A 16,292-nucleotide genomic window follows, 5' to 3' on the forward strand; every position below is an offset into this window, starting at 1 on the left:
GCCCCTATTCCCTCTCGCTTGCCGCTTCGGCGGCAAGGGCCTCTGACCTGCGCTCGGCGATCAGCTGGACGAGTGCTTCGCTGCTGGCATTGATGAAGGGATAGGTCCGCGACTGCGTGATCCATTCGGGACGGCCGCCGATACCCCAGATCGTGTCGTAGCCCAGCACCAGCACCGAAAAGCCCAGCACGATGATGATCACACCCTTCACGGCTCCGAACCCGAAGCCCAGCACACGGTCGATCGGGCCAAGCACGGATGCCCGGCTTTTTGAGCCCGCCCACCTTGCGACCAGCTTCACCGTCAGGAAAGGCACGCCCAGCAGCAGCGCGAATGCCAGCACGGCGGCGGCCGAATCCGAACTGATGTATCCTTCCAGCGCAGCGGTCACCGGCGTGTGGAGCAGACGGATGGCGAAGATCGCGAAGATCCATGCCGCAAGTGCCAGGATTTCCTGCACGAACCCGCGAATAAACCCGGTAATGGCGCCGAGTCCCACGAAGAGCAGCACGGCAATGTCGAAGCCAGTCATAGATTCACGGGATTAGGCATCGGACAGGATGCGGTCAACGAGGTTGGGAAGCAGCGTAAGCCCTGAAAACGACAAGCCTTTTTCCGGCGCCGGCCCATTGGACGGACCAAACGCCTTGGCAAAACCAAGCTTGGCCGATTCGCGCTGCCGGATCGAGGCATGAGCTACCGGCCGGATCTCTCCGGCAAGCGAGACTTCGCCGAACCACACTGCATCGGTGGACAGCGGCTTGTCGCCCAGCGCAGAGACAAGCGCGGCAGCCACCGCAAGATCGGCGGCCGGATCCCCCAGCCGGTATCCGCCCGCCACGTTGAGGTAGACTTCGCAATTCGAGAAGCTGAGCCCACAGCGCGCCTCCAGCACCGCCAGCAGCATCGCCATGCGGCCCGAATCCCAGCCCACGACCGCGCGGCGGGGCGTGGCGCCGCTTTGCAACCGCACGATCAGCGCCTGTATTTCGACCAGAACCGGCCGCGTACCTTCCATCGCCGGGAACACCGCGCTGCCCGCCATCGGCTCGTCGCGCCCCGAAAGGAACAGCATCGACGGGTTGCCGACTTCCGCAAGGCCCGATCCCTCCATCGAGAACACGCCGATCTCGTCCACCGGGCCGAAACGGTTCTTGATCGATCGAAGGATGCGGTACTGGTGGCTGCGCTCTCCCTCGAAGCTCATCACCACGTCGACCATGTGTTCCAGCACGCGGGGGCCCGCGATCGTGCCATCCTTGGTGACGTGCCCGACAAGGACGAGCGTGACGCCATTTTCCTTCGCGTAGCGGATCAGTTCGAAGGCACAGCCGCGAACCTGACTGACGGTGCCGGGCGCGCCTTCGATCTGGTCCGAATGCATCGTCTGGATCGAATCGATCACCAGCAGCGAAGGCGTGTCCATCATTCCCAGCGTGGTGAGGATATCGCGCACCGAAGTCGCCGCCGCCAGCTGGATCGGCGCCTTGGAAAGCCCCAGGCGCTCTGCCCGCAGACGGACCTGTCCTGCCGCTTCCTCGCCACTGACATAGACCGAAAGGCCGCCTGCGCTGGCGATGTTCGCTGAAACCTGCAGCAGAAGCGTGGATTTGCCGATGCCGGGATCCCCGCCCATCAGGATCGCGGAGCCGGGCACAAGCCCGCCGCCCAGCGCGCGATCGAATTCCGAAATGCCGCTGGTCTGCCGCTTTGGCACTTCGCCGGGCTGGTCCAGCGGTGTGAACTGGATCGGCCGCCCGCCCGAAGACAAGTCATGCTTGGCGGAAAACACCGTCTGCGGCGCATCTTCGACAAGCGTGTTCCATTCGCCGCAATCGGCGCACTGCCCCTGCCAGCGCGTGGCGACGCCTCCGCAGGACTGACAGACATATCGACGTTTGGGTTTGGCCATATCGCTCGCGTAAACAGAACGGAATGAGAACGCAATTGCCAATCCTGTAACCCTGCGTAAGATAACGTCATGCAGCAAAAAGAACTGCGGATCGCTCTGGTCTGTTATGGGGGCGTCAGCCTTGCCGTCTACATGCACGGCGTCACCAAGGAGTTGTGGAAGGCCCTTCAGGCGAGCCGCGCCCTCTGGGCAGACGCGGCTGACGATGACGTGCCGCCGCAAGGCAGCGCAGCGGTCTATCTCGACTTGCTGAAACGGCTGGAAAGCGTCGGCAATGTGCGCCTTCGGGTGCTGACCGACATCGTCGCGGGGGCCAGCGCGGGCGGGATAAACTCCATCTTTCTTGCGCAGGCCATCCATTCCGGCCAGTCGCTGGAGCCGCTGACGGACTTGTGGCTCGATACCGCCGACGTCGACGTCCTGCTTGATCCGGAGGCCAAGCCCTGGTCAAAGGCCGCGAAATTCTGGGCCAGTCCGCTCGTAACGTACCTGCTACACCGCCCCGGCAATGCGGTCAGCGAAAGCGTGGCGCCCGAGACGCGCGCCGAAGTTCGTGAAAAGCTGTCGCGGCTCGTGCGGTCCCGCTGGTTCGAGCCGCCGTTCGGGGGGATCGGCTTTTCCCGCCTGCTGCACCGCGCATTGACGGCAATGGGCAAGGTTCCTGCCGGCCGACCGTTGCTGCCGGCAGGGCATCCCCTCGACCTGTTCGTCACGGCTACCGACTTCAAGGGACACCTGGAGACGCTGCGGCTGCATTCCCCGCATATGGTGCTGGAGAGCGAGCATCGCCTGACTTTCAGTTTTCACGCGAAGGTTGGGCATCAAGCATGTGGAATTGCAGCAATTCCTGAACTTGTCATGGCGGCGCGCGCGTCGGCAAGCTTTCCGGGGGCATTCCCTCCATTGCAGATCAGCGAGATCGACCGCCTCGTTGCCGAGGAGGGCGAGGACTGGCCAACGCGCGATGCTTTCCTTGCGCGCATCATGCCCGAACACGCCCGGCGCGGAGACCTTGATTGCGTGTCGCTGATCGACGGTTCGGTACTGGTCAACGCCCCCTTTGCCGATGCGATGGCGGTCCTGCGTGATCGTCCCGCCACGCGCGAGGTTGACCGGCGGTTCGTATATATAGATCCGACGCCTGACCATCTTGGCGCTGAAATGCGGCGTGAATCCCGCCTGCCCGGGTTCTTCCCGGTGATATTTGGCTCGCTCTCCGCCATCCCGCGCGAACAGCCGATCCGCGACAACCTGGAGGCGCTGGAACAACGATCGCGCGAAATGGCTGCCCTTCGCGAAATTATCGTGGCGCTGCGCCCCGAGATCGAGGAGACGGTCGACAGGCTGTTCGGTGGCACCTTCTTCCTTGATCGGCCCACCCCCAAACGTCTTGCGGCATGGAGGGCAAAGGCGCAGCACGCGGCCTTCGAACAGGCGGGCTTTGCCTATCACGGCTACGTGCAGGTCAAGTTCAGCGGCATCGCCGCGATGCTGGCACGGATGATCTTCGAGGCCGCGCCCGAACTTGAACTGCACTCCGCCGAACCCGTGCGCGACCGTCTGATCGCGCACCTTGCAGCCAACGGGCTCGACCGGGCGCAGGCGCTGAAGGACGCTGATTCCCCGGCCATGGTCGAATTCTTTCGCAACCACGACCTGCCTTTCCGGGTGCGTCGGCTTCGCCTGCTGGCACGCCGGGTAACGCAGGAATGGGAGGCAGAGCCCGGCGTGACGGAGCAGGATCGCGATACGGCACGCACGGCGATCTACCGTGCGCTGGCGCTCTATATCGATCGTGAACCGCCGGCCGCGCTGGGCGAGGATTTTCCGGCACTGGCGCGCTCGTTCTTCGAGGACCCGCAGCCGGTGATCGAGCATATGGCCAGCGCCCGCCGCCTGCTGGAAACCGACACCGCCGTCGATAAAATACTGGCCGAAGCGCTGGCCGCCATGCCGCAAGCGCTCAGACGGCGGGTACTGCTCGCCTATCTTGGATTTCCGTTCTACGACACGGTCACCCTGCCCTTGCTGCGAGGGGAGGGTCTGACCGAATTCGATCCGGTTCTGGTCGATCGCATTTCACCCGAGGACTGCCACGCGATCCGGGATGGATTAAGCGAGGAAACCCTGCGCGGCAGGGAGTTCTTCAACTTCGGTGCATTTTTCAGCCGGAGTTATCGCGAGAACGACTACCTGTGGGGCCGCCTGCACGGGGCGGAGCGCATGATCGACCTCATGGCCTCGACCCTGTCAGCCGAGCGCGCGATGTCGGCGCCGGAACTCATGGGGTTCAAGCGACGGGCGTTCCTGGCGATTCTGGATGAGGAGAAGCAGCGACTGCGGGCTGATCCGGGGCTGGTGCAACGAATCAGGCGCGAAGTGCTGGCCGGCAAGTAGCACGGACGGATGAGGTGACTGCCGCCCTCACCCGCCCGGCATGCTTTTACTCGGTAAGGTCGCTCCAGGCATCCTTGATGCGGTCGAAGAAGCCTTTTGACTGTGGGCATTCGTCGCCAGTTTCGGTAGCCTGCAACTCGCGCAGGATTTCCTTCTGGCGCGCCGAAAGCTTCGTCGGCGTTTCCACCGCGATCTCGATCACCAGATCGCCGCGGCCACGCCCCTGGAGCACCGGCATGCCTTCGCCGCGCTTGCGCAGCTGCTTGCCGGACTGGATGCCTGCCGGGATGTCCAGCTGCAGCGTCTCGCCGTCGATGCCGGGAATCTCGATCGAGCCTCCCAGTGCCGCCGTGGTGAAGGTGATCGGCACCTTGGTCACCAGCGTCGTCCCGTCACGTTCGAAAACGCGATGGCGCTTGACGTGCAGGAAGATGTAGAGATCGCCGGGAGGCGAACCGAAAGGCCCTGCCTCACCCTTGCCTGAAAGGCGGATGCGGGTTCCCGAATCGACGCCCGGCGGAATGTCCACCTGCAGCGTCTGGGGCTTGTCCACCCGACCTTCGCCTCCGCACGAACGGCACGGCTTTTCGATCACTTCGCCACGACCATGGCAGGTCGGGCAAGTACGCTCGACCACGAAGAAGCCCTGCTGCGCGCGGACCTTGCCATGGCCGCCACACATCGAGCATCCACGCTTGCCGGTGCCCGGCTGCGCGCCCGAACCTTCGCAAGGCTCGCATGCCTGTGAGACTTCGATGGTGATTTCGGTCTGCTTGCCGCGGAATGCCTCGTCGAGAGAGACTTCCATGTCGTAACGCAAGTCGGCGCCGCGGCGCTGCTGCTGGCGACCACCGCCGCCAAAGGCACTGCCGAAGATGGATTCGAAGATATCGCCGATGTCGCCGAAGTCTCCGCCACCACCGGGACCGCCGCCGCCCATTCCCTGCTGGAACGCAGCGTGACCGTAGCGATCGTAGGCTGCGCGCTTCTGCGGGTCTTTGAGGCAATCGTAAGCCTCGTTGATCTGCTTGAAGCGGGCTTCGGAATCGGAACAGCCCGGATTTTTGTCCGGGTGGTAGCGCATGGCAAGCTTGCGGTAAGCCGACTTGAGAACCTTGTCGTCGGCGGTGCGCTCTACTTCGAGCAGTTCGTAATAGTCGATTTCAGTCGCTGACACGTGATATTTCCCCGTCGGAATACCTTAACCGCCACCGGCGCGGTTTGCACCGGTGGCGGTCAGGGTTTTCATCAGGACTTGTCAGCCCTTGTTTTCGTCGACTTCCGAGAATTCGGCGTCAACCACATCGTCGTCAGCCTTCGGAGCGGCTTCCGGCGAAGCGGCAGAAGCCTGCTCCTTCTCGTAGATCGCCTGACCGACCTTCATCGCCACCTGGGTCAGTTCCTGAGCCTTGGCGTTGATTTCGGTCGCATCGTTGCCTTCCAGAGCGGTCTTGGTCGCGGCGATAGCGGCTTCGACTTCGTCCTTGAGCGCAGGCTCGATCTTGTCGGCATGCTCGGTCAGCTGCTGCTCCGTCGCGTGAACGAGGCTGTCGGCCTGATTGCGAGCTTCGGCCGATTCGCGACGCTTCTTGTCCTCTTCGGCGAACTTTTCGGCGTCCTTCACCATCTGGTCGATGTCGGAGTCCGAAAGACCGCCCGAGGCCTGGATGCGGATCTGCTGTTCCTTGCCGGTGCCCTTGTCCTTGGCGGACACGTTGACGAGGCCGTTGGCGTCGATGTCGAAGGTCACTTCGATCTGCGGCACGCCGCGACGGGCCGCCGGGATGCCGACGAGGTCGAACTGGCCAAGCAGCTTGTTGTCCTGCGCCATCTCGCGCTCGCCCTGGAACACGCGGATCGTCACGGCCTGCTGGTTGTCCTCGGCGGTCGAGTAGACCTGGCTCTTCTTGGTCGGGATCGTCGTGTTGCGGTCGATCATCTTGGTCATGATGCCGCCCAGCGTCTCGATGCCCAGCGACAGCGGGGTCACGTCGAGCAGCAGCACGTCCTTGACATCGCCCTGAAGCACGCCGGCCTGGATAGCCGCGCCCATGGCGACGACTTCGTCCGGGTTCACGCCGGTGTGGGGCTCCTTGCCGAAGAAGTCCTTCACGACTTCACGCACCTTGGGCATGCGGGTCATGCCGCCGACGAGCACGACGTCGTCGATTTCCTTGGCAGAGATACCGGCATCGGCCAGCGCCTTGCGGCAAGGTTCGAGCGTGCGCTGGATCAGGTCCGCAACCATCTTTTCGAGGTCCGAACGGGTGATCGTTTCAACGAGGTGCAGCGGGGTGGTGGCGCCGCCTTCCATGCGTGCGGTGATGAAGGGCAGGTTGACCTCGGTCGTCGCGGTGGACGACAGTTCGATCTTCGCCTTTTCGGCCGCTTCCTTCAGGCGCTGCAGGGCCAGCTTGTCGGTCCGCAGGTCCATGCCTTCCTTGGCCTTGAACTTGTCGGCCAGCCATTCGACGACCTTGGTGTCGAAGTCTTCACCGCCCAGGAACGTGTCACCGTTGGTGGACTTCACTTCGAACACGCCGTCGCCGATCTCAAGGATCGAGACGTCGAAGGTGCCGCCGCCAAGGTCGTAGACCGCGATGGTCTTGCCGTCCTGCTTGTCGAGGCCATAGGCCAGCGCGGCCGCAGTCGGCTCGTTGATGATGCGCAGCACTTCGAGGCCGGCGATCTGGCCGGCGTCCTTTGTCGCCTGGCGCTGGGCGTCGTTGAAGTACGCAGGAACGGTGATGACCGCCTGCGTGACCGTTTCGCCCAGATACGATTCGGCGGTTTCCTTCATCTTCTGAAGGGTGAAGGCCGAAATCTGCGACGGCGAATAGTCTTCGCCACCGGCCTGGACCCAAGCGTCGCCGTTCTTGCCCTTGACGATGTGGTACGGAACCAGCTCGGTGTCCTTCTTGGTCACCGGGTCGTCGAAGCGGCGGCCGATGAGGCGCTTCACCGCGAAGATCGTGTTGTCGCCGTTCGTCACGGCCTGGCGCTTGGCGGGCTGCCCGATCAGACGTTCACCATCCTTGGTGAAAGCGACGATCGAGGGCGTGGTGCGCGCGCCTTCGGAATTTTCGATGACCTTGGGCTTGCCGCCGTCCATGACGGCGACACAGCTGTTGGTGGTGCCAAGGTCGATACCAATTACTTTACCCATTATCCCCATTCCTCACGTCAGTGGGTGACACCGGGCGGATCGCCTCCCTTCCATCAAGGCAAGGCGGCTTGTCCGGCTCTGTGACGTTCCATGTCGTCGAGCCCGGATATAGGTGACGTTTCGCTTGGAACAAGCCTGTGCGAATGGCATTACCCGCAACGATTTCGAAACGGGGCCGACGAACGAGGAAATGCCTGTGAACAAACGCAACCCGATGCCCCGCGCACGCTTGTCGATACTCTGCTCCATAGCGCTTGCCTGCGCGCTTGCAGGATGCGGCAAGACGCCGGACAGCCCCTCCGAATCGAACGAGGCGACGCTTTCCGGCCCGGATGCCAAGCCCGGCATGGCCGCCAGCGACGGCAAGCTGATCCTGCCGATCATCGCCGGACGGCCCGGCGCGGTCTACTTCACCGTGCGCAACGATGGCGCAGAGCCCGTCACGCTCGCGGGGGTGCACGTATCGGGCGTCGGACGGGCAGAGATGCACCAGACCAACGGCGGCTCGATGGCGAAGGTCGATTCGCTGCCGATCGACCCCGGCGCATCCATGGTGTTCGCGCCGGGCGGGCTGCACGTGATGGCCTTCGACGTGTCGCCCGACCTCAAACCGGGCGGAGCGGCGGAACTGACGCTGACCTTCTCGGACGGAGACAAGCTTTCGATGCCGCTTCATGTCGAGAAGATGGGCGGCGAAGATGCTGGCCAGGGCATGGACCACGATAATATGCCGGGGATGCACCACTGACGCTGGAGCCGGGTGCAGCGCGCGCCCTGACGGCGGGCGAGGCGAACCTCGTCCGTTTCGTCTTCGGGGATGCCATCGACTGCGGACCGGTGCTGGTGCGGCGACGGCGGTGGTTCCCCTTCCAGCCCGTCAACACCGTCATGGCGCCTTGCGGGCACCTGCATTTCCATCCCCGCAGCGATCTTTACCGGGATGACTTCTCGGCAGCCCCGCCGGGACTGCAGGGGCTGTTCATCCATGAGATGACGCACGTGTGGCAAACGCAGCGCAAGGGGCGCTGGTATCTGCCGCTGATGCGCCACCCGTTTTGCCGCTATGACTACGCACTGAAGCCCGGCTGGACGCTAGACCGCTACGGGATAGAGCAACAGGCGGAAATCGTGCGCCACGTCTTCTTGCTGCGCATGGGCGCTCGCTTCGCCGGAGCGCCGGAGATCGACGCTTATCACGGAATACTGCCGTTCGGGCCGCCAGCTGGACTATGGCTGGCCTGAAGAGGCGCATCGGGCGAACGATCATACGAAAAAGGCGCGGACACCGCCGTGTCCGCGCCTTCGTCTTGTCTCTGATCGGATCTGATCAGCAGTCGCGATCCCAGTAGCGATCGCCACGACGGTCATAGCGATAGCAGCCGCGATCGTTCTTCTTGGCCTGCGAACCGGCAAGCGCACCAGCCGCCGCGCCAACCGCAGCGCCCGTGCCGACATCACCGCCAGCGATCGCACCAACGCCCGCGCCAAGCGCGCCGCCTGCCAGAGCGCCCTCGCCCGCGTAGTTGCTTGCACAGCCACCGACGCTCAGCGCACCAGCGGCAAGAATGGGAAGGATGAGCTTGCGCATCGATATTCTCCGAAATCTGTAGCCTATGCACAAGTGAACGGAACCAAGCACACCCGGTTCCCATGCAACAAAACGAAACGGGACCAATCGCGAAAACGGCCCGCTCCCGAAAACCGGAAGCGGGCCGTCGCTATAGTTTGAAGTGCAGGCGGCCAGATCAGTCCGGCTTCTTCGCCACCGCAACCATGGCCGGACGCAGCAGGCGGTCCTTGATCATGTAACCGGCCTGCAGTTCCTGCACGACCGTACCCGGTTCGGCATCGGCCGAAGGGACTTCGATCATTGCCTGATGCTGATTGGGATCAAGCGGCAGCCCCATCGCGGCGATGCGGCTGATGCCGTGGCTGGCGAAGACCTTGTCGATCTCGCGCCCCGTGGCCTCGATCCCGGCGACCAGACCCTTGAGCTTTTCATCCTCGCGCAGTTCGGCGGGGATCGCCGTCAGCGCGCGGGCAAGGTTGTCGGACACCGAAAGGATATCGCGCGCGAAGCTGGTTGCGGCATAGGCACGGGTATCCGCGATGTCCTTTTCCAGACGGCGACGCACGTTCTGCGTTTCCGCACGCGCATAGAGCACGTCCTGCTCCGCGCTTGCCAGCTTTTCACGCAGGCTTGCGATTTCCTCGTTTTCGCCCCTGGTATCCACGAAGTCCTCCGGCACGCCCTGAAGCTCCTCCGCCACGGCAGGATCAACTGCAGGCGACTGCGTCTTGTCGTCGGTCATTTGTTCTTTGGTTCCAGCTATCCGATAAGCTTGCCCAGGCTCTGGGCAGTGAAGTCCACCATGGGGACGACGCGCGCATAATTCAACCGGGTCGGCCCGATTACCCCCACCACGCCCACCACCTTGCCTTCACGGTCGCGATAGGGCGAAGCGATGACCGATGAACCGGAAAGCGCGAACAGGCGGTTTTCAGATCCGATGAAGATGCGCGTCGCCCGCGCCTCGCGCGCGGTGTCCAGCAGGTCAGCGACGGACTGCTTGTTTTCAAGGTCGTCCAGCAGCGATCGCACGCGTTCAAGGTCGGTCAGCGCGGCTTCATCCAGCAGGTTGGCCTGCCCGCGCACGATCAGCACAGGCCGCTGGGCGGCATCCTCGCTCCAGACGGCAAGGCCGCGCTCGACAAGGTCGCGGCTGGCGGCGTCGAGCGCCGACTTGCCCGATGCGATCTCGGCGCGCATCGCTCCGGCGGCTTGTGCCAGCGTGCGCCCGCCAAGATGCGCGGAGATGTAGTTGGAAACTTCTTCCAGAGCGCCGGGCGGCAGGCTCATGGGCAGTTCAAGGATGCGGTTTTCCACCCCACCATCCTCGCCCACCAGCACCGCCAGCGCCTTTCCCGGCCCCAGCGGAACCAACTGCAGGTGCATCAGCCGGGGCTCTCGCCGGGGGACCATGACGACGCCTGCACCCGATGAAAGGTTGGAAAGCAGGGCGCTCGTTGCCTCCAGCGCTGCCTCGATCGGGCCGGGTGCGGCAATGCGCCGTTCGATCGCCTGCCGCTCCTCGGGCGTGGGCTCGGCAACCTGCATGATCCCGTCCACGAACAGGCGCAGCCCCGCCTCGGTCGGCAACCGCCCCGCGCTGGTATGCGGCGCGGCCAGCAGGCCAAGCCCTTCCAGGTCGGCCAGCACCGAGCGGATCGAGGCGGACGACAGGTTCACGCCCCCCGCTCCTGCAAGCGCCTTGGACCCCACGGGCGTTCCGGTCGCCAGATAGCCTTCGACGACGAGCCGGAAGATCTCGCGCGCACGGGTGGTCAGTTCGGTGATCGGGGGCGTGGGCATCTTGCGTTCAATTTAGGCAATGCCCTTGAACCCTCAACCCCAATGCGACTAGGGCGAAGCGGTATTCCACGACACAATCGCCATAAGACAAGGATTCCTGAAAATGCGCCCTTCCGGCCGTGCTCCTGATGAAATGCGTGCCATCGATATCCAGACCGGTTTCACCAAGCACGCGGAAGGCTCTGTCCTGATCTCGTTCGGGGATACGCGCGTGCTGGTCACTGCCTCGGTCGAGGAGAAGGTGCCGCCGTTCCTGCGCGGCAAGGGCGAAGGCTGGGTGACGGCCGAATACTCGATGCTGCCGCGCGCCACTCATACCCGTGGCAGCCGTGAAGCGGCCAAGGGCAAGCAGTCGGGCCGCACGCAGGAAATCCAGCGCCTTATCGGCCGCTCGCTTCGTGCCGTGGTCGACATGAAGAAGCTGGGCGAGCGCCAGATCGTGCTCGACTGCGACGTGCTTCAGGCCGACGGCGGCACCCGCACCGCCTCGATCTCGGGCGCATGGGTGGCGCTGCGCCTTGCCGTCGACAAGCTGATGGCCGAGGGCAAGATCAAGGAAGACCCGATCACCGCGCGCGTCGCCGCGATCTCCTGCGGCATCCATCAAGGCACCCCGGTGCTCGACCTCGACTATATCGAGGACAGCGCGGCTGATGCCGACGCCAACTTCGTGCTGATTGAAGGCGGCCTGATCGCCGAGGCACAGGCCACCGCCGAAGGCGCGACTTATGACGAAGAGGGCCTGCTGCGCCTGCTGCGCCTTGCCCGCATCGGCTGCGAGCGCATCTTCGCCGCGCAGGCCAAGGCGGTAGGCCGCTGATGACCCGCAAGCTCGACGGATCGAAACTGGTCATCGCCACGCACAACGCGGGCAAGCTGCGCGAGATTTCCGCACTGCTCGCCCCGTTCGGTGTGGACTGCGTCTCGGCGGGCGAACTCGGCCTGCCCGAGCCGGAGGAGACCGGCACCACGTTCGTCGAGAATGCGTTGCTGAAGGCCCACGCCGCCGCCAAGGCGGCGGGCCTGCCGGCGCTGGCGGACGACAGCGGCCTGTCGGTGACGGCGCTTGGCGGACGGCCGGGCGTCTACACCGCCGACTGGACGGAGCGGCAGTGGTTCGAGGCCGAGCCGGGCAAGGACTACAAGGGCCGGGACTGGTACCTCGCCATGGGCAAGGTCGAAGGACTGCTGTGCGAAAAGGGCCCGGACGTCGACCGTTCATGCCGGTTCTCCTGCACCCTCGCCATCGCCTGGCCCGAAGGCGACGAGGCGGTCTATGAAGGCCGCGTCGATGGTACGTTCTCCTGGCCGCCGCGCGGCACGATGGGCTTCGGCTATGATCCGGTCTTCGTGCCGCAGGGCCGCAATCAGACGTTCGCCGAACTGGGCCTCGAAGAAAAGAAGAGCATGAGCCACCGGGCCGACGCGTTCGCAAAGCTTGTCGCTGACCAGTTCCCCGATACGCCCTGACCGTGATACGATAGGCCGATGGCCCGCGCTCTCTACATTCACTGGCCGTTCTGCCTCGCCAAGTGCCCGTATTGCGACTTCAACAGCCATGTGCGCGATCGGGTGGACCACGCGCACTGGCAGGAAGCGCTGCTGGCCGACATGCGGCACGAGCATGGGGCAACAGTCGGCGGCAACGACATTGGCAGGCCGCTGGAATCGATCTTCTTCGGAGGCGGCACGCCTTCGCTGATGCCGCCTGCGCTTGTCGCGCGCCTGCTGGAAGAGGCTGAGGCGCTGTGGGGCTTCGCGCCGGGCATCGAGATCACGCTGGAAGGCAATCCCTCTTCGGTGGAGGCCGCCAATTACGCGGCGCTTGCCGATGTGGGAATCAACCGCGTCTCGCTTGGCCTGCAGGCGCTGGACGACGCGACCTTGCGTTTCCTTGGCCGGTTGCATGACGCATCGGAAGGGCTGAAGGCGCTGGAAGTGGCCCAGCGCAACTTCGCGCGCGTCAGCTTCGACCTGATCTACGCCCGCCCCGGCCAGAGCGTGGATGCATGGCACGCCGAACTGGAGCGCGCGCTGGCCTATGGCACCGGGCACCTTTCGCTCTACCAACTGACCATCGAACCGGGCACCCGCTTCGAAACGATGGTGCGCAAGGGCGATTTCACGCCGCTTGACGAAGACGCCTGCGCCGACATGTTCGCCCTGACCCGCGAGGTGACCGCCGCAGCAGGGCTTCCCGCCTACGAGATCAGCAACCACGCCCGCCCCGGCGAGGAAAGCCGTCATAACCTGACGTATTGGCGCTACCACGATTATAGCGGCATCGGTCCCGGAGCGCATGGTCGGCGCGGCGGCGTCGCCACGGTACGCCATCGCAAGCCCGAAAACTGGCTGGCCGGCATCGCCCGCGCCGCCCACGGCATTGCAGAAGAACGCCCGCTGGGCATTGCGGAACAGGCGAGCGAGGCGATGCTGATGGGCCTGCGCCTGCGCGAAGGCGTGGACCTTGCCGCAATGGCCGCCCGCTTCGGCATGGCGCAGGACCAGTTGTGCGATCCCGCCAAGGCCCGCTTCTACGAAGGACAGGGCCTTGTCTGGCGCGACGGGCCGCGCGTGGGCGTGACCGGCGAAGGCATGGTTCTGCTTGACGCGCTGCTTAGCGAACTTGTCCCCGAACAGCTGGTCGAGGCCTGACGGGGCGGGCCATGGCGCACAAGGCCGACCTGCTCGAAGCCTGGGGCGATCACCTTGCGCATGGACGGCGGCGCAGCCCGCATACCGTGCGCGCTTATGTGGCGACGGCAAACCGGTTGCTTGACGGCCTTGGCGAAACCGACTGGCAGGCGCTGGCCGCGCTCGACGCGCCGGCGCTTCGGGCACACCTGGCGGCGCGGCGGCAGGACGGGATAGGCAATGTATCTGCCGCGCGTGAGCTTTCGGCCCTCAAGGCATTCCTGATCTTCGCGCGGGGTAAGGCGGGTATCCCGCAAGCCTCCGCGCCCCGGCTCAAGGGGCCGCGCTTGAAAAAAGGACTGCCGCGCCCGGTCACGCCGGACGAGGCGGTAAATCTTGCTGCAGGGGTGGAGGAAGATGCCGCAGAGCCATGGATCGGATCGCGGGATCGCGCGGTGCTGCTGCTGCTTTACGGCGCAGGGCTGCGGATCGCGGAGGCGCTGTCCCTGACCGCATCGGCGCTACCGCTGGGGGAGACGCTGGTGGTCACTGGCAAGGGCGGCAAACAACGCGTAGTGCCGGTGCTGCCGATCGTACGCGATGCGGTGGCGGACTATGTCGCCAAATGCCCCTGGCCCATGGCGCGCGATCAGGCGCTGTTCCGGGGGGCAAAAGGCGGGCCGCTGGCGCAGGGCATGGTGCAAAGAGCCGTTGCGCGCGCACGCGTCTATCTTGGCCTTCCGGCAAGCGCCACGCCGCACGCCCTGCGTCACAGCTTCGCCACGCATCTTCTGGGCGCGGGCGCCGACTTGCGATCCTTGCAGGAGCTTCTGGGCCATGCCTCGCTCGGCTCTACCCAGATCTACACCCGCGTCGATGCGGCAACCCTGCTGGATGTCTACCGCAACGCCCATCCCCGCGAACGGGGCTGAGAAACGTCAGTCCCTACTGCTCCTTTGGCTTCCAGTTGATCACGCGCCAAAGATAGAGCACCACCGTCAGCGCACCGATCGCCACGGTAACCCACCCAAGCCATTCCTCTGCCTGAGCCAGTGTATGGCCGAGCCACTGTCCGCCAAGGATCAGTGCAACGTTCCAGATCGCCGCACCGACGAAGGTGAACAGCAGGAACTTCCAGTGCGCCATGTGCGCCAGCCCCGCCGGTATCGAGATGACCGTGCGGAACATCGGCATGAACCGGAACAGGAAGACGACCCAGTGACCGTGGCGTCGCAAAAACCGGCCCGCCGCCTCCACATCATGCCACTCCAGCGTCAGCCAGCGGCCCCAGCGGTCGATGAAAGGGCGCAACCGTTCGTAGCCCAGCCGATCGGCGACGAGGAACAGCCCATAGTTGCCGATAGCCGATCCCAGCGTGCCCCAGAACAGCAGCGGCCAGAACGCCATGTCTCCGCGCGCCACCGCGACCCCGCCAAGGCCCATGATGACTTCGGAAGGGACCGGCGGGATAATGTTCTCCAGCGCCATCAGGAACATGATGCCCAGATAGCCGCCCTGGCGGATGACCTCGTAAATCCATTCACCCATGAGCGCAGGCCCTCGGCGTGCGATGGACGACCGCAGGCATCGTCACATCAGCTTGTGCCGCCGCTCGATTGCGTCCCATATCCGCGCGGCGGTATCGGTGCCGTTGAAGCGGTCGATCGCCACGATGCCGGTGGGCGAAGTCACGTTGATTTCCGTCAGCCATTTCCCGCCAATCACGTCGATGCCAACGAAAACCAGCCCCCGCGCCTTGAGTTCCGGCCCAAGCGCCGCACAGATTTCCTCTTCCGCCGAAGTGAGCGTACTTGCCTCTGCCGATCCGCCGACGGCAAGGTTGGAACGGAATTCGCCTTCGCCCGGCTTGCGGTTGATGGCGCCTGCGAATTCGCCGTCGACAAGGACGATGCGCTTGTCGCCTTCGGACACGTCGGGAAGGAAGGGCTGGACCATGAACGGCTCGACCCACGCGTTCTCGAACATTTCGATCAGCGCCCCGAGGTTGGAACCGTCGGCAGGTACGCGGAACACGGCCTTGCCGCCGTTGCCGTGGAGCGGCTTGATCACCAGGTCGCCGGGATGGCGGGCATTGAACGCCTTCACGTCCTCGATCCGGCGGGCAATGAACGTGGGCGGCATGAACTGCGCGTAATCGAGTACGAAGACCTTTTCAGGCGCATTGCGCACCGATGCAGGATCGTTGGCCACCAGCGTCTTGCCGGCAAGACGTTCCAGCAGGTGCGTTGCAGTGATGTAGCCAAGGTCGAACGGCGGATCCTGCCGCATCAGCACCACGTCGATATCGGCGACAAGGTCGATCAGGCGATATTCGCCGCGCGTGAAGTGATTACCCTCCACCCGCTGCACGGTGACCGGGGCGCCCCAGCAGGTCAGCCGGCCACCCGCGCCATAGGCGGTGTCATAGGCCAGCGTGCGCACGTCGTAATGATAAAGGGTATGCCCGCGCGCCTGCGCGGCCAGCATCAGGGCAAAGCTTGAATCCCCGCCGATCTTGATCGATTCGAGCGGGTCCATCTGAACGGCAATACGCAAGGTCATGTAATCGCGCTCCTACGGGGGCGTCCGGGGTGGCTCGTTAATGAAGCCAGCTGTGTTTCGCGCATATAGGTCGCTGGCGCGCAAAGCGAACCTCAACTTCTTTCAGGGAGAGAATTTTTCCATGATCAGGAAGCACACCTTCATCGCCCTTGTCTGCGCCGGCGGCCTCCTTGCCGCACCGGGCATCGCGTTTGCGAACCCGGACCCGCATCCCACGCAAACGCCCACGCCGCATCCCACCGATCATC

16 protein-coding genes are annotated in these 16,292 nt (G+C 64.4%); 7 read left to right on the top strand and 9 right to left on the bottom strand.

Translation table 11 applies throughout. The annotated features are described in order from the left end of the window. Window positions 1-4: 4 nt before the first annotated feature. Window positions 5-532, bottom strand: coding sequence for a CvpA family protein (locus A8V01_RS10955; RefSeq protein ID WP_103095883.1), 528 nt, complete (start codon window positions 530-532; stop codon window positions 5-7). Window positions 533-544: 12 nt separating this feature from the next. Continuing rightward, entirely contained in the window at window positions 545-1,912 is a 1,368-nt protein-coding gene (gene radA / locus A8V01_RS10960; RefSeq protein ID WP_103095884.1) for a DNA repair protein RadA, read from the bottom strand. Window positions 1,913-1,981: 69 nt separating this feature from the next. On the opposite strand from radA, the gene A8V01_RS10965 reads away from it, so the two are divergent. After that, window positions 1,982-4,309, top strand: a complete 2,328-nt coding sequence (locus tag A8V01_RS10965) for a patatin-like protein (protein WP_103095885.1) — start codon at window positions 1,982-1,984, stop codon at window positions 4,307-4,309. A 46-nt stretch (window positions 4,310-4,355) separates the two neighbouring features. Here the strand turns inward: A8V01_RS10965 and dnaJ are convergent, their stop codons facing one another. Further along, window positions 4,356-5,486 (bottom strand): molecular chaperone DnaJ, encoded by a 1,131-nt coding sequence (gene dnaJ / locus A8V01_RS10970; RefSeq protein WP_103095886.1) that lies wholly within the window; start codon window positions 5,484-5,486, stop codon window positions 4,356-4,358. Window positions 5,487-5,567: 81 nt separating this feature from the next. Then, window positions 5,568-7,475 (bottom strand): molecular chaperone DnaK, encoded by a 1,908-nt coding sequence (gene dnaK / locus A8V01_RS10975; protein WP_103095887.1) that lies wholly within the window; start codon window positions 7,473-7,475, stop codon window positions 5,568-5,570. Between the two features lie 190 nt (window positions 7,476-7,665). On the opposite strand from dnaK, the gene A8V01_RS10980 reads away from it, so the two are divergent. Both A8V01_RS10980 and A8V01_RS10985 read left to right on the top strand, forming a co-directional pair. Next, window positions 7,666-8,223, top strand: coding sequence for a copper chaperone PCu(A)C (locus A8V01_RS10980; protein ID WP_103095927.1), 558 nt, complete (start codon window positions 7,666-7,668; stop codon window positions 8,221-8,223). Then, on the top strand, window positions 8,220-8,717 hold the full coding sequence (locus tag A8V01_RS10985; RefSeq protein ID WP_170065896.1) for a vgr related protein: 498 nt from the start codon (window positions 8,220-8,222) through the stop codon (window positions 8,715-8,717). Before A8V01_RS10980 ends, A8V01_RS10985 begins: the two co-directional genes overlap by 4 nt. A gap of 85 nt (window positions 8,718-8,802) precedes the next feature. On the opposite strand, the gene A8V01_RS10990 is transcribed toward A8V01_RS10985, so the two are convergent. The 3 genes from A8V01_RS10990 to hrcA all read right to left on the bottom strand — a co-directional run bounded on the left by A8V01_RS10990 (window position 8,803) and on the right by hrcA (window position 10,848). After that, complete coding sequence (locus A8V01_RS10990; RefSeq protein ID WP_103095889.1) at window positions 8,803-9,063, bottom strand: YgdI/YgdR family lipoprotein; 261 nt, start codon at window positions 9,061-9,063, stop codon at window positions 8,803-8,805. Window positions 9,064-9,220: 157 nt separating this feature from the next. After that, entirely contained in the window at window positions 9,221-9,787 is a 567-nt protein-coding gene (gene grpE, locus A8V01_RS10995; protein ID WP_103095890.1) for a nucleotide exchange factor GrpE, read from the bottom strand. Window positions 9,788-9,804: 17 nt separating this feature from the next. After that, window positions 9,805-10,848 (bottom strand): heat-inducible transcriptional repressor HrcA, encoded by a 1,044-nt coding sequence (hrcA, locus tag A8V01_RS11000; protein WP_103095891.1) that lies wholly within the window; start codon window positions 10,846-10,848, stop codon window positions 9,805-9,807. Between the two features lie 103 nt (window positions 10,849-10,951). On the opposite strand from hrcA, the gene rph reads away from it, so the two are divergent. Genes rph through A8V01_RS11020 form a run of 4 tightly spaced genes read left to right on the top strand, consistent with a single transcriptional unit; the run spans window position 10,952 to window position 14,414 of the window. Next, on the top strand, window positions 10,952-11,668 hold the full coding sequence (gene rph / locus A8V01_RS11005; RefSeq protein ID WP_103095892.1) for a ribonuclease PH: 717 nt from the start codon (window positions 10,952-10,954) through the stop codon (window positions 11,666-11,668). Then, window positions 11,668-12,318: an RdgB/HAM1 family non-canonical purine NTP pyrophosphatase gene (gene rdgB, locus A8V01_RS11010; RefSeq protein WP_103095893.1), complete on the top strand. Its 651-nt coding sequence runs from the start codon at window positions 11,668-11,670 to the stop codon at window positions 12,316-12,318. Before rph ends, rdgB begins: the two co-directional genes overlap by 1 nt. An 18-nt stretch (window positions 12,319-12,336) precedes the next feature. Beyond that, window positions 12,337-13,503 (top strand): radical SAM family heme chaperone HemW, encoded by a 1,167-nt coding sequence (gene hemW, locus A8V01_RS11015; protein ID WP_103095894.1) that lies wholly within the window; start codon window positions 12,337-12,339, stop codon window positions 13,501-13,503. Window positions 13,504-13,514: 11 nt separating this feature from the next. Beyond that, window positions 13,515-14,414, top strand: coding sequence for a tyrosine recombinase XerC (locus A8V01_RS11020; RefSeq protein WP_103095895.1), 900 nt, complete (start codon window positions 13,515-13,517; stop codon window positions 14,412-14,414). A 13-nt stretch (window positions 14,415-14,427) separates the two neighbouring features. Here the strand turns inward: A8V01_RS11020 and A8V01_RS11025 are convergent, their stop codons facing one another. Continuing rightward, entirely contained in the window at window positions 14,428-15,030 is a 603-nt protein-coding gene (locus tag A8V01_RS11025) for a DedA family protein (RefSeq protein WP_103095896.1), read from the bottom strand. Window positions 15,031-15,072: 42 nt separating this feature from the next. Further along, window positions 15,073-16,044 (bottom strand): glutathione synthase, encoded by a 972-nt coding sequence (gshB, locus tag A8V01_RS11030; protein ID WP_103095897.1) that lies wholly within the window; start codon window positions 16,042-16,044, stop codon window positions 15,073-15,075. Window positions 16,045-16,292: the final 248 nt, after the last annotated feature.

The sequence above is a fragment of the Novosphingobium guangzhouense genome (assembly GCF_002896965.1).
Taxonomy (GTDB): Bacteria; Pseudomonadota; Alphaproteobacteria; order Sphingomonadales; family Sphingomonadaceae; genus Novosphingobium; species Novosphingobium guangzhouense.